This window comes from Streptomyces sp. CB02414 (genome assembly GCF_001905385.1).
Taxonomy (GTDB): Bacteria; Actinomycetota; Actinomycetes; order Streptomycetales; family Streptomycetaceae; genus Streptomyces.
In genome coordinates this window covers 1-13363 of record NZ_LIPF01000003.1, presented here as the reverse complement: position 1 = coordinate 13363, position 13363 = coordinate 1, and the positions used below count along the sequence as shown (strand labels likewise).

Below are 13363 nucleotides of genomic sequence, written 5' to 3'. Positions count from 1 at the left end.
GTGATCAGGCCGTGGTCATCAGCAGCGGGCGGGCGCGCTCGCGCAGCTCGACCACGCGCGGCTCGTCGCCGTACGGCTCCAGGCGGTGCAGGAGGTCCTTGACGTACTCGGTGGTGCGGGCCGAGGAGATGCGGCCGGCCACCTCGACCGCCCGCACACCCTGCTCGCAGGCCGCGTCCAGGTTGCCGGACTCCAGCTCGGCCACCGCCGAGACGACGAGCCTGAGCCCGTGCGAGCGTACGAACTCCTCCGTCGGCTTCGACAGGGCCTGCTCGGTGAAGCGGCGGACCTGGCGTGGTGCCTTCAGGTCGCGGTAGCACTCGGCCGCGTCGGCGGCGAACCGGTCGTAGGAGTAGAAACCCAGCCACGTCGGGTCGCTGTCGCCCGGCCGGGAACGCTCCAGCCAGCTCTCCGCGGCCTTCAGGGCGGCGCCGGCCGCCGGGGCGTCACCCGCGCGCGCGTGGGCGCGCGCCTCGACCAGCCGGAAGAAGCTCAAGGTGCGGGCCGTGGCCAGGCCCCGGTTCCGTTCGAGCGCGGCCTGGGCGAGGTCCACGCCCTCGTCGCCGAAGCCGCGGTAGGTCGCCTGGAGGGACATGGAGGCCAGCACGTAGCCGCCCAGCGGGACGTCGGCCGCCGCGCGGGCCAGGCGCAGCGCCTGGATGTAGTACCGCTGCGCCGCCTCCTGCTGGCCGGTGTCGAAGGCCATCCAGCCCGCCAGGCGGGTCAGTTCGGCCGAGGCGCCGAACAGGGCGCGGCCGACCTCGTCGGAGTAGGAGCCGAGGAGCAGCGGCGCCGCCTCGACGCGTAAACACTCGGGGACCATCGACGAACGCCAGTCGCCACCGCCGTACTTGGAGTCCCAGCGCCGCGCGTCCTCGGCGGCCTCGCGCAGCTTCTGCACATCGCTGTGGCCGACTTTGAGCGGTGCGCCGGAGCCCTCGGCCGGGCCCGCCTCGCGCGCCACCGAGCTGTCGGCCGGGGTTATCAGCCACCGAGAGGCGGGCGTCGCGTACGCGCTCACCGCGAACGACCCGGCCAGCGACTGCCAGATGCCACCGGCGCCGGAGCGGCGGCCGGCGAGGTCGAGACGGTACAGCTCGGTGGCCGACCTGACCGCCTGGCCGACGTCCCGGGGGAAGGCGAGGCCCACTTCGGGAGCGGGGTCCGCGTCCGCCAGGCCGATCTCGTGCAGCGGCACCGGGCGGCCGAGCTTCTGGCCGATGGCGGCGGCGATGAGGTGCGGCGCCGCACCCTGCGGCACCATGCCCTTCGACACCCACCGCGCCACCGACGTCTTGTCGTAGCGAAGCGTCAACCCGCGCTGGGCGCCGAGGTCGTTGACGCGCCGGGCGAGACCTGCGTTGCTGATTCCCGCGAGGGCGAGAACGGCGCCGAGCTTTTCGTTCGGCCCGCGTTGCTCCCTGGACATGCGCCACCCCTCGACACAGACGGCTGCCGCGCTGGCATAACCACGCGGCATTCGTAAACCCAGCGTAGTTCGCCGCATCCCATGCGTTAAGAGGCATTGTTCCGGATGGCGGGATTGTGGCCCGTACTCAAGTGCGGCTTCAGCACGGTCCGTTGCCGCGTGCTCCCGCTGTGTGGCCGTGCGCCCGGCCGTGCGCTCTTCTCCGGCCATACGGGGAGCGGTTCCATGGGCGGTGCGTGGGTCGGCCCGCTGTACTGGATCCAGTGGGCTGGGGGACACCGCCGCCTACATCCCCGCGGGCGGCGGACCGGTCCGGGGGGTGTGCCTCGCCTCCCGGACTGCGCGCCGCCGGACGGTGCGCAAAGCCTGTACGGAGCGTGTCCGAGCGTGCTTTCGTAACGTCGAATTGGCTGAAAATCGACCCCGGCGTTTCCGGGGTGTCACCGCCCTCACCATGGAAATTGAGGGCGCGTTGGGTAGCCAAGGGGCGCGTTGCGGGGGCGCATTCGCGTCGTCTTCACGCCCTCCGACCAGGCCGTCGGCCTTCGCGGGTGGACACCCGCGGGGGCGCATTCATGGGAGCACATGCGGCTCCGCCGCTGCTCTGCGGCGCGCCCTTCATGGCAGCATGGGACCAGTTCGTACGGTGCACTGGTTGTCCCCAGCCTGTGGAGGCGTCGATGCGGTGGTTGGTGGGGTGGAGCAGCGCCGCCGTGGGGGCCGGTGGAATCGCCGGTGCGGCCGGCTCGGCGGGGGCCACCGGGTACGACGGTGAGACCGTGCAGCCCGTCGGTTCGCAGCTGTTGTGGGGCGACCCCGATCCCCTGTGGGCGGTCGGTGACTGGCGCCCCGACGAGGTCCGCGTCGTCTCCGCCGACCCCCAGACCCGCATCGCCGTGCTCGGCATCTGCGGGGCGAGCGACGAGCAGCTGCGGGTCGGCCTGTTCGCCGCGCGGGGCGGGGCCCTGCGGCACCTGACCGCGTGGCCGGGGAGTTACACGGCCGTGGTCCAGGTCGGGCGGCGGATCACCGTCTGCGGCGATCTCGCGGGCGTGCGACCGGTGTTCCACACCCCCTGGGCGTGCGGCACCGCCTACGCGACCGCCGCGCTGCCCCTGGCCGACCTCGTCGAGGCCAACCTCGACTTCGGACACCTCGCCGCGCTGCTCGCCGCCCCCGACGTGCCGGCCGCGCTGGACGACTCCACCCCGTACGACGGCGTGAAGCGCATTCCGCCGGGGCATGCGCTGATCCTGCGCGCCGGGGCACGCGAGATCGCCGGGTACGAACCGGTGGCCTCCCTCGCCGTCGCGGCGCCCGCCGCCGACCCCGACCGCGCGGTGGACGGCGTACGGGACGCCCTGGTGGAGGCCGTGCGCACGCGCCTCGCCGCGCCCCGGCACGTCCCCGGGGACGGCATCGACCCCGGACCGGTCCCGGGCATGGGCCCCGCGGAACGGCGTGCCGCGCGCGGGATGCCGGTCCCGGGGATCGGCGCCGACCTGTCCGGCGGACCGGCCTCGGGGACGCTGGCGCTGCTGGCCGCCGGGCTGCCGGGGACGCCGGGGACCGTGCTCGGGCACGGCACGGGGGCGGGGGAGCGGCTGCTGGCCGTCACCTTCAACGACCTCGCCGTCGGCGGGCAGGAGGCCGAACTGGCGCGGGCGGGAGCGCTGGCGGCCAACCCGCGGCTGCACCACGTCGTCGTCACCGGCGGCGAGGACATGCTGCCGTACGGCGTCCTGGACGGGCCGCTGACCGACGAACCGGGTTCCTCCCTGATCGCGGCGGCACGGCACCGGGCGCGGCTCGCGGCGGGCAGCGCCGACCACTTCACCGGGTACGGCGCGCGGCAGGTCCTGGACGCGCACCCGGCGCGCCTCGCCGACCTGCTGATGGACCGCAAACGGCGCCACCTCGTGCGTCCGGTCGCCGCGATGGCCAAGGCGGACGGCTCGGTACTGGTGCCCGCGCGGGTGTACGCCGCGGCACGGCGGCTGGCGCGGACGCCGTACCGCAGCGGTCTCGAGGCGCTCTCCGAGCGGCTGCTGCGGCGCCGCTTCGACGCGCCCGGCGACGGGGCGACGGACGCGTCGCTGGCCGTGCTGACCTGGGCCGGGCCGGGGCCGGCGGCACGGTGGCTGACCGGGGAGGCGCTGGCTGAAGTATCGGTTCGCCTCCAGACGTCGTCCCAGAGATCGGGGGTGGGGCCGGGGCAGCGGCCCGGTGACTTCCGGGCGCGGGCGGCGCTGGCGCGGCAGGCGGCCGACGTACGGGTACTGGAGCAGGCCGCCGAGATCCGCTTCCAGCGGCTGCACACGCCGTTCCTCGACAACCAGGTCGTCCGCGCATGCCGGGCCCTGCCGGAGGCGCTGCGGGTGCAGCCGGGGGCGCGGGCGTCGATCCTGCGGACGGTGCTGGAAGGGGCGGGCGTGAGCGAGCTGCCGAGCGGGTGGGGGACGCCGAGTCAGGCGGTGGCCGCCTCGGCCGCGCGGACCGGGCTGCGGGTCGCGGCGGACTCCCTGATGGGGCTGTTCGACACGCCGCTGCTCGCGGAGGCGGGGCTGGTGGAGGCGCGGGTCGTGCGCAAGGCGGTGCGGGCCGCCGCTGCGGGTGAGGCACTGCCGCTGGACGGGCTGGCCGACCTGGTCTCCCTGGAGCTGTGGCTCGGCCGCCTGCTCGCCCGGCGCGGCACCTGCTGGACGGGCACGCCCGCCCGGCAGCGAGCGGTGCCCGCGGGGATCGCGCCGCAGCGGGGGGCGCTGGGCGGGGCGGGGGCGGTTGTGCGGCGGGGGTGACCTGCGGCTTCGCGGGAGGCTTCGCAGGGGCGTGGGGCGCCGTTCGACCGGACCGCGGGTGGTCCCGGACGCCCCGGTCGCCCTGCTCGTTGATCCCTACGCGCACGTGAACCGGGACTGCGCCCAGTCGGCCAGTGCCACGCGGTCGAGGTGGTTGTGGGGTTCCACGGCCAGCGTCACGCTCTCGCGTCCCGTGAGGTCCACGTGGACGGGCACGGCCGGGTCGCCGCCCTTGACCATCTCCGACCTCCACAGCCGGACGCCGTCGGCGTACACCGCGAAGTAGACCTTGCCCAGCTTCAGCGTCAGGTCGTCCACGCCGACCAGGGCGTCGTAGGACGAGCAGGAGCGGTTGAGGTCGATGACGGTGCTGGAGCGCCCGTGCACCGTGACGCCGTGCGCGTACCGCTCGCCGCCGATCGAGAGCGCCGAGCGCTGCCACACCCAGCCGCTCTCGCCCAGCCGCATCTCCGGGCCGCTGCCGTCGCCGGTGACGTCGTACGCCAGCTCGCTCCACCGGTAGACGGCCGGGGCGGGCGGCGGGGTCGGCGTGGGCGTGGGCGTCGGGGTCGGCGTCGGTTCCGGAGTGGGCGTCGGCGTGGGGGAAGGGGGCGGTGACGGCTCGGGCGTCGGACTGGGGGTGGGTGTCGGCGTCGGGCTCGGCTCGGGGGCGGCCACCGGTGGGCGTGGGCGGGGCGGCCGGGGCGTGGGCGTGGGCGTGTCCGGGGCGGGCTGGGCAGCCGGCGAGGAGGCGGGCGGGCCCGCCTTCGGCGGCTGCTTCGCGGGCGCGTCGTCGCCGACCAGGGCGAAGACCAGCGCCGCCGCGGCGGCCACCGCCACCACTCCGGCCGCGATGCCGGCCTTCACCGGGGCGCCCAGCCCCTCGGAGGCGGCCGCGCCACCCCCGGCCCCCGCCCCACCGGACGCACCTCCGCCCGCGGCGGCCGCCGCGCCCGCCGCACCGGCGCCCGCGCCGCCGGCGACGATCCCCGCCGCCTTGGCATACCCGGCGGCACCGAACCAGCCGATGACCGCGACGGGCACCACGGCGGGGATGCCGCTCGCGACCTCCGCGATCTGGCCGGCCGCCAGCCGGCACCGGGCGCACTCCTCCAAGTGCTTGCGCAGCCCTCGTTCGGCCCGGATGCGCAGCTTGCCGCGCGCGTAGGTGCCGAGCTGGTCGGCGTAGCGGGCGCATTCCTCGTCGGCGGCGAGGGTTTCGCTGACGTGGGCCTGGAGATAGGCCTGCTTCAGGCCCTCCCGGGCGCGGCTGGCGAGCACCCGGGTGCCGTTGGCGTCGAGCCCGAAGAGCACGGCGACCTCACTCGGCGACTCGTCCTCGACCTCGGTGTGCCACAGCACGGCCTGCCACCGCTCGGGCAGCGACCGGAAGGCCCGCATGGCCATGGACTGCTCGGCCTCGTGCATGGCCCGGACGTCAGCGCCCAGCTCCAGGGTGTCGTCGTCCGGCGCCTTGGCGGAGTGCGCGGCCTGCGCGGCGAACACCGCGAAGTCGTCCACCAGCTGCTCCCGCCCGGCCGACCGCGTCCAGCCGGCGGCGACCCGGCGGACTGCGGTGAGCAGGTAGGCGCGTACGGCGTGCTCGGGGCCCGAGCCGCCGCGCACCGCCTGGAGCATGCGGGCGAAGACCTCGGCCGTGAGGTCGTCCGCGGTGTGGGCGTCGCGGCAGCAGGTGCGCGCGTACCGGCGGACCGCGTCCGCGTGGCGCCGGTACAGCTCCTCGTAGGCCGTGTCGTCGCCCGAGCGCATCCGCCCGATCAGCTCCGCGTCGGATTCCGGCACCTCCCGCGGCGGCGGCAGGACACCTCCGTCGTACACGTCCCGCGGCGACGGAAGGATTCCCCCGTCACGCACCTCGCGCGACGCCGGAAGAACGGTGTCCTCGTGCAGCTCCCGCTGAGCGGGGACGGCCGCTGCGGCCGGTCCAGTGTCCTCAGCGGTTCCGGCATCCTCATTCGGCTCGTCCGGGATCCGGGACGGCCCGGCCTGGCCCGGCACCTGCGGTGGCGGCTCGCCGGGTCCGGTGCCGTCCTCGCCGAGTGATCCGTCCCGCCCGTCAACGCTCATCGCGGATAGCCCCCGCCACCTGCCCGCCCAGTCCCGAACATCGGGTCAGCGTGCCATATCGGCCATTGGCCAGGACACCGCAGTGCACGCCATCACTCGTCTGTGGGGACTTCCCGAAACCCGGTAATGACGATCAGTTGTTCGGGCAGGGAGGGGTCACCCCCCCGGACCGACCGCACTTCCGCGTCACGACGCGGGACGCGACCGCAGGCCCTCCAGCAGGATGTCCAGCAGCCGGGCCGAGGCGGCCGCCTGGTGTGCCGCGTCCGGCAGCGAGGGCGCCGCCGTGGCGATCACCAGCAGTACGTCCGACACCGACACGTCCGGCCGCAGCTCGCCCGCCGCCCGCGCCCGCTCGACGAGCCGCCCCACCACCTCGAGCAGCGCCGCCGCCCCGTCGTCGTCCACCATGGAAACCGACGCACCGGCCGACCCCGCGGACGCCGTGCTCTCGGGCACCAGCCGCAGCTCGCCGGAGCCCGGCTGCATCCGCTGCTGAGGCACCCGCGGCTCGCCGCTCACGGCACCGCCGTCACCGCCGTCGCCTTCGTCGGACACCCCGACCCGCAGCACCTGCGGGGGCAGCAGCCGGCCCGCACCCGAGGCCACCGACGTCCGCAGGAAGCGCGAGAGCGCCGACCACGGCTCGTCCTCCTGCCCGAGCGCCGCCCGGGCCTGATCGGTCAGCCGGGCCGTCTCCTCCTCGGCTATTCGCCGCACCAGGACGTCCTTGCTGGGAAAGCGCCGGTACACCGTGCCGACACCGACCCGCGCGCGCCGCGCCACGTCCTCCATCGGCGCGCCGTAACCCAGCTCGCCGAACACCTCACGAGCCGCGCGCAGCACGTGCTCCAGATTGCGCTGGGCGTCCACGCGCAACGGCGCGGTCCGCGCTCCGTCCCCACGTCCGCCGCCCGGTGCCGCGCTCATCGCGCCACCGGGCGCGACAGCGGACGTGGACGACCAATGAGAGCCCTGAACATGCATAGCCAATCCCCCGGTAATGACGTCTCCCCCCGGAGACTCTCCCCGCCATCGAAAGCCGGAGTGCGGCGGAACAGGCTCGGTTTCCGGTCCGCCCGTCGCGGACCCGATGAGCACATCCCCCTACGCTCCGTGGGAAAGAACATAGTTGAGCGGGGGTCAATTCAGAAGGGGCAGGTTCCGCACGGTGGGTCCCCCGACCGGAGCACGGATCGTATACGTCCGGTACACCTCGCCCTCCGGCCCCGCTCCCACCCCCACTGACCTGCGCGTCCTCTCCACACCGAAGCCATTGCGCCGAACACCCGCCGCCACCGTCTCCGGTCACACAAATCGACGAGCCTGTGGACAAACGCAAGCGCCGGGTGCGTCATGGGATGGTGAAGGAACGTGCGCGCATTCTCGTTGTCGGCGGCGGCTACGTCGGGATGTACACGGCCCTGCGCCTCCAGCGGAACCTGAGAGGCGAACTGCGTCGCGGCGAAGCCGAGATCACGGTCGTCACACCCGACCCCTACATGACGTACCAGCCGTTCCTCCCCGAGGCGGCGGCCGGCTCCATCTCCCCCCGGCACGTCGTCGTGCCGCTGCGCCGCGTCCTCGACCAGTGCGACGTCGTCATCGGCGAGGCCCGCTCCGTCGACCACACCACCCGCACCGCCACCGTCTCCACCCTCGCCACCGAGGAGGGCGCCGGCGTCCGCAGACTGACGTACGACGAACTGGTCCTCGCGCCCGGCTCGGTCTCGCGCACCCTGCCCGTCCCCGGCCTCGCCGACCACGGCGTCGGCTTCAAGACCGTCGAGGAGGCCATCGGCCTGCGCAACCACGTCCTCGAACAGCTGGACATCGCCTCCTCCACCCGCGACCCCGCCCTGCGCGACGCCGCCCTCACCTTCGTCTTCGTCGGCGGCGGCTATGCGGGCGTCGAGGCGCTCGGCGAGCTGGAGGACATGGCCCGCTACGCCGCGCGGTACTACCACAACGTCACGCCCGACGACATGAAGTGGATCCTCGTCGAGGCCTCCGGCCGCATCCTGCCCGAGGTCGGCGAGGAACTCGGCCGCTACACGGTCACCGAACTGCGCCGCCGCAACATCGACGTACGCCTCCAGACTCGCCTGGAGTCCTGCGCCGACCGCGTCGCCGTCCTCAGCGACGGCTCCCGCTTCCCGACCCGTACGGTCGTCTGGACGGCCGGCGTCAAACCCCACCCCGTCCTCGCCGCCACCGACCTCCCCCTGAACGAACGCGGCCGGCTCAGGTGCACCCCCCACCTCTCCGTCGACGGCGCCCCGCACGCGTGGGCCGCGGGAGACGCCGCCGCCGTCCCCGACGTCACCGCCGCCGCGCCCGGTGCGGAATGCGCCCCCAACGCCCAGCACGCCGTCCGCCAGGCCAAGGTCCTCGGCGACAACATCACGCACACCCTGCGCGGCGAGCCCCTGGAGACGTACGAGCACACATACGCGGGCTCCGTCGCCTCCCTCGGCTTCCACAAGGGCGTGGCCCACGTCTACGGGCGCCGGCTGAAGGGCTACCCCGCGTGGTTCATGCACCGCGCCTATCACCTCAGCCGCGTCCCCACCGTCAACCGCAAGGCGCGCGTGCTGGCCGAATGGGCCCTCGCCGGACTCTTCAAACGGGAGATCGTCTCCCTGGGCTCACTCGAACATCCGCGAGCCGAGTTCGAACTCGCGGCCGGTGGAAAGCCTTCTCAGGAGCCCCCGGACAACCCGAAGGGGTCGTCCTGACCGGACTGAGGAACTCCCCCGGCAGGTCCGGCGTCTGACGGATGTCGGTCCGGCCCGCACCCTGCCAGACTGCGGCCGACAACTACACGAGGCAAGGACACGAGGCAAGGATTCGTGAACTTCACGCGCTGGAGCGCCCGGCTCCCCGGAACGCAGCGCCGCGCCGCAGCGCGGACCGACCCGCCGCTCACCCCGGACCGCCGGCCGGACGGCTCCGTACCCGCCGCCCGCGCCGAACAGCTGACCGACGAGGCCCCGCCCGTACCCGCCGTCGACGAACTGCCCGTACGCGACGTCCTCGACCGTGTCCCGGCCCTCGTCGCCCTCGTCCACGGCCCTCACCACCGCCTCGCCTACGTCAACGACGCCTACGTCGGCGCCTTCGGCCCCCGCACCCTGGGCGAACGAGCCCGCGAGGCCCTGCCCGAACTCTCCGAACTGGGCCTCTTCCCCCTCCTGGACCAGGTCCAGCGCAGCGGCAGACCTCGCACCCTCAAGTCCCGCAAGGCCCCCGACGGCCGCTCCTACACCTTCACCTGCACCCCGGTCACCGAGCCCCACGCCGGCGACGGCGACCGCGGTGTCCTCGTCTTCGCCACCGACGTCACCGACCACGCCGAGGCCGCCGCCCGCCTCCGCGCGAGCGAAGGCCGCCAGCGCGAGACCGCCGTCACCCTCCAGCGCTCCCTGCTCCCGCAGGAACTGGAGGAACCCGACGACCTGCGCGTCGCCGCCACCTACCACCCCGGCGGCACCGAGGCCGCCGTCGGCGGCGACTGGTACGACGTGATCACCCTCGGCGGCGGCCGCACCGCCCTCGTCATCGGCGACGTCATGGGACGCGGCGTCCGCGCGGCGGCCGTCATGGGCCAGCTCCGTACGGCGGTCAGGGCCTACGCCCGCCTCGACCTGCCCCCGCACGAGGTCCTCCAGCTCCTCGACGGCCTCGCCACCGAGATCGACGCCAACCAGATCGCCACCTGCGTCTACGCCATCCACGACCCCAACGAGGGTCGCCTGGTCTACGCGTCCGCCGGCCACCTCCCCATCCTGGTCCGCGACCACAACGGCACCGTCCAGCGCGCCGACGAACCCACCGGCCCCCCGCTCGGCACCGGCGGCTGGATGCACACGTCCGGCTCGATCGCCCTCACCCCCGGCTCCACCGCCGTCCTCTACACCGACGGCCTGGTGGAGCGCCGCGACGAGGACCTGGACGAGGGCATCGCCGCCCTGGAACGCGCCCTGTCCGGCGCCACCGGCAGCCCCCAGGTCGTCTGCGACCGCCTGGTCCGCTCGGCCGGCGTCACCCCGGACCACGACGACGACGTCGCCGTCCTCGTCCTTCAGCACCCCGCCCGCAAGGGCGCCGAGGCCGAACGCTTCCGCAACGCCGCCCTGGAACTGCTCGGCGGCGTCGAAGCGGCCCCACGCGCGCGTGCCTTCGCCTCCGGCGTCCTCACCAGCTGGCGCTTCCCCACCGACCTGCACGACCTGGGCGTCCTGGCCACCAGCGAACTGGTCGCCAACTCCCTCCAGCACGGCACGCCCCCCATGCGGCTGCGCCTGCGCCGCACCGACCGCCGCCTGATCATCGAGGTCACCGACGGCGACGACCACCTGCCCAGACGCCGCCGCGCGGAACCCGGCGACGAGTCCGGCCGGGGCATCGCCATCGTCGCGACGATCGCCTCCAACTGGGGGTCCAGGCGCACGCCCGGCGGCGGCAAGGCGGTCTGGTGCGAATTCCTCCTGCCGAAGCCGTGAGGCAGGAGGCAGAAGGCAGAAGGCAGTAAGACGGTGAGGCCGTGACGGGCACCCGCCCGTCACGGCCTCACCGCCTCGACCCGACCGCTCGGGTCACGCCTCCGCGGCCGCCACCGCGTCGGCCGGCGCCCTGCCCTGCGTGACCACCCGGCTCCGCGCGAGCGACGGCTGGTTCTGTACGTCCGTGAGCTGCCGCCCCAGCCGCACCGCCAGCACCGTGATGCCCAGCGAGATCAGCGTGAAGGCCACGATGTACGGCGCGTGCAGCGAGGCCCCGAGCGGCCCGCCCACCGCCGGCCCGATCGCCAGCGCGAGCTGCTTGACCAGGGCGAAGGCCGAGTTGTACTGCCCGGCGAGACCGGTCGGCGCCAGGTCCGCCACCAGCGGCGCCAGTGTCGGCGACAGCAGCGCCTCACCCAGCCCGAAGAGCGCGTACGTCGAGATGAAGGCGGCCGTCGCCATCGCCTGGCTGCCGTGCCCGAGCCCGGCATACCCGGCCACGGCCCACGCCACGGCCCAGATCAGCCCCACCGAGGCGATCACGCGCGACCGCTTCCGGCGCTCCACGAACTTCAGCACCGCGAACTGCGCGACCACGATTATCAGCGTGTTCGCCGCCAGCGCGGTCCCCAGCGCGGACGTGGAGATCCGGGCCGCCTCGACGCCGTACGCGCTCAGCCCCGACTCGAACTGCCCGTAGCAGGCGAAGAACAGCACGAAGCCCAGGACGCACAGCTGCACCATGGCCCGGTTGCCGAGCAGCTGCTTCCAGCTGCCACCGGCGGACTGTCCCGGGGCCTCCTCGACACGCGGCGCGCGCGGCGCGCGCACCGTCGCCATCACGGCGACCAGCACCAGGAACATCGCCGCCTCGATGGCGAACAGCAGCGTGAACGACGAGGCTTTCGAGGTGTCGACCAGATGCCCGCCGATGAGCCCGCCGACACCCAGACCCAGGTTCTGGAGGAAGAACTGCATCGCGAACGCCCGCGACCGGGTCTCGGTCGTCGAGCAGTCCACGATCATCGTCGCGAGCGCCGGCTGCATCACGGCCTGCCCCGCCCCCAGCGCGGCGGCGGACAGCAGCACGGTGGTGGCCGAGGCCGAGAGGCCGAGGCTCAGCGCACCGAGCGCGGCGGTGACCAGGGCGACCAGCAGTACCGGCAGCGGGCCCCGCCGGACGATGGCCCGCCCGGCGAACGGCAGCACTATCAGCGCGGCCACGGCGAAGACGGCGAGTACGAGACCCGCCGTCACAGAACCGAGTCCCCGTACCTGCGCCACATAGACGTACAGGTAGGGGACGGTGAAGCCGAGCCCGAACGCGCTGAGTGCGTTGCCCACATGGATCCGGCGCATCGCTGCGCCCATTGCCCTGGTCACGTTCACCCTCTCTGGGTCGATGCTCCAGCCGTTAAAGCTGAAGACTTAGAAGCTAAAGTTCGAAGATAAAGAGTACACAGCGAAGGACTTCGAGGCAAAGGAGTCCCGTGCCATACTGCGGGCCATGGGCGACACCTCCGGCGCCGGCGAGCCGACACTCGAAGAACAGATCGCCGCCTACCAGCGCGAGTTCCAGGACCTCGACCCCCAGGTCGAGAAGATCGTCTCGGCGCTCTCCCGCCTGAACCGCCGCATGAACGTGGCGTACGGCCGTCAGACCGCCGACCTGGGCATCAGCAACACCGACTGGGAGGTGCTGAAGGCGCTCGTCCTCTCCGGCGCCCCCTACCGCCTGGGCCCGGGCGACCTCGCCAAGCGCCTCGGTCTCACCCCGGCCGCGATGACGCACCGCATCGACCGCATGGTGGGAGAGGGGCTCGTAACCCGGGACCGGGACGAGTCCAACCGGGTACGCGTCATCGTCGAGCTCACGGCGGAGGGACGGGAGAAGTGGCTGGAGGCCATGCGCCTCGCCACGGTCTTCGAGGAGGACCTCCTCCAGGACCTCTCGGCGGACGAGCGGTCGGCCCTCGGTGAGGTGCTGACCCGCCTGCTGCGCAGGGTCGAGCACGCCCAGCCCGATGCCGGCGGCCGGCTCAGCGACCTCGAATAAAAGATCTTGACAGGGACGCTTGACAGCCCCCTGGGCGATCCGTAAGGTTCTTCGGGTTGCCACCGGGCCGTAACGGTTCTGCGGCAACACCTTCCGCCGCGTAAGCGGCACCCAACCACCAGCACGACCTCCCTCTGGGAACTGTTTCGGCATGTCCGAATTCAATTCCGAAGGGACTCGGCGACCCGCTCGACACCGATTGGGAAACGCCGGGAAAGTCCGCTAAGGTTTGGGACGTCGGAACGGCCCAACAGCCGGGAAGACAACCCCCTCTGACTGGGAATCAGGGCCCGAAAGGATCTGATAGAGTCGGAACCGCCGGAAAGGGAAACGCGAAAGCGGGAACCTGGAAAGCACCGAGGAAATCGGATCGGAAAGATCTGATAGAGTCGGAAACGAAAGACCGAAGGGAAGCGCCCGGAGGAAAGCCCGAAAGGGTGAGTACAAAGGAAGCGACCGTTCCTTGAGAACTCAACAGCGTGCCAAA

At 73.2% G+C, this 13363-nt stretch carries 8 protein-coding genes; 4 read left to right on the top strand and 4 right to left on the bottom strand.

All coding sequences use genetic code 11. From position 1 onward, the window contains the following. Nucleotides 1-4 precede the first annotated feature (4 nt). Complete coding sequence (locus tag AMK11_RS11000) at nucleotides 5-1429, bottom strand: MFS transporter (protein ID WP_073725805.1); 1425 nt, start codon at nucleotides 1427-1429, stop codon at nucleotides 5-7. 680 nt (nucleotides 1430-2109) lie between these two features. Between AMK11_RS11000 and AMK11_RS10995 the strand changes: the two genes are divergently transcribed. Then, on the top strand, nucleotides 2110-4227 hold the full coding sequence (locus AMK11_RS10995; RefSeq protein WP_073725803.1) for an asparagine synthase-related protein: 2118 nt from the start codon (nucleotides 2110-2112) through the stop codon (nucleotides 4225-4227). Nucleotides 4228-4323: 96 nt separating this feature from the next. Here the strand turns inward: AMK11_RS10995 and AMK11_RS10990 are convergent, their stop codons facing one another. Together AMK11_RS10990 and AMK11_RS10985 are read right to left on the bottom strand one after the other, a co-directional pair. Beyond that, on the bottom strand, nucleotides 4324-6315 hold the full coding sequence (locus tag AMK11_RS10990; RefSeq protein ID WP_073725801.1) for a sigma-70 family RNA polymerase sigma factor: 1992 nt from the start codon (nucleotides 6313-6315) through the stop codon (nucleotides 4324-4326). A gap of 186 nt (nucleotides 6316-6501) precedes the next feature. Continuing rightward, entirely contained in the window at nucleotides 6502-7302 is an 801-nt protein-coding gene (locus tag AMK11_RS10985) for a TetR/AcrR family transcriptional regulator (RefSeq protein WP_073725799.1), read from the bottom strand. A 374-nt stretch (nucleotides 7303-7676) separates the two neighbouring features. On the opposite strand from AMK11_RS10985, the gene AMK11_RS10980 reads away from it, so the two are divergent. Then, nucleotides 7677-9053 (top strand): NAD(P)/FAD-dependent oxidoreductase, encoded by a 1377-nt coding sequence (locus tag AMK11_RS10980; protein WP_073725797.1) that lies wholly within the window; start codon nucleotides 7677-7679, stop codon nucleotides 9051-9053. Nucleotides 9054-9167: 114 nt separating this feature from the next. Continuing rightward, nucleotides 9168-10820 (top strand): ATP-binding SpoIIE family protein phosphatase, encoded by a 1653-nt coding sequence (locus AMK11_RS10975; protein WP_073725795.1) that lies wholly within the window; start codon nucleotides 9168-9170, stop codon nucleotides 10818-10820. A gap of 93 nt (nucleotides 10821-10913) precedes the next feature. Here AMK11_RS10975 and AMK11_RS10970 read toward each other — a convergent pair whose 3' ends face one another. Further along, on the bottom strand, nucleotides 10914-12191 hold the full coding sequence (locus AMK11_RS10970) for an MDR family MFS transporter (RefSeq protein WP_073725793.1): 1278 nt from the start codon (nucleotides 12189-12191) through the stop codon (nucleotides 10914-10916). Nucleotides 12192-12327: 136 nt separating this feature from the next. Here AMK11_RS10970 and AMK11_RS10965 point away from each other — a divergent pair, with 136 nt between their 5' ends. Then, nucleotides 12328-12876, top strand: a complete 549-nt coding sequence (locus tag AMK11_RS10965) for a MarR family winged helix-turn-helix transcriptional regulator (RefSeq protein ID WP_073725791.1) — start codon at nucleotides 12328-12330, stop codon at nucleotides 12874-12876. Nucleotides 12877-13363 lie beyond the last annotated feature (487 nt).

What these genes read in the sequence shown, in the direction of transcription:
- AMK11_RS10990 (WP_073725801.1), bottom strand. Translation starts at nt 6,315, where the DNA reads ATGAGCGTTGACGGGCGGGACGGATCACTCGGCGAGGACGGCACCGGA.
- AMK11_RS10980 (WP_073725797.1), top strand. Translation starts at nt 7,677, where the DNA reads ATGGTGAAGGAACGTGCGCGCATTCTCGTTGTCGGCGGCGGCTACGTC.
- AMK11_RS10970 (WP_073725793.1), bottom strand. Translation starts at nt 12,191, where the DNA reads ATGGGCGCAGCGATGCGCCGGATCCATGTGGGCAACGCACTCAGCGCG.
- AMK11_RS10965 (WP_073725791.1), top strand. Translation starts at nt 12,328, where the DNA reads ATGGGCGACACCTCCGGCGCCGGCGAGCCGACACTCGAAGAACAGATC.
- AMK11_RS11000 (WP_073725805.1), bottom strand. Translation starts at nt 1,429, where the DNA reads ATGTCCAGGGAGCAACGCGGGCCGAACGAAAAGCTCGGCGCCGTTCTC.
- AMK11_RS10995 (WP_073725803.1), top strand. Translation starts at nt 2,110, where the DNA reads ATGCGGTGGTTGGTGGGGTGGAGCAGCGCCGCCGTGGGGGCCGGTGGA.
- AMK11_RS10985 (WP_073725799.1), bottom strand. Translation starts at nt 7,302, where the DNA reads ATGCATGTTCAGGGCTCTCATTGGTCGTCCACGTCCGCTGTCGCGCCC.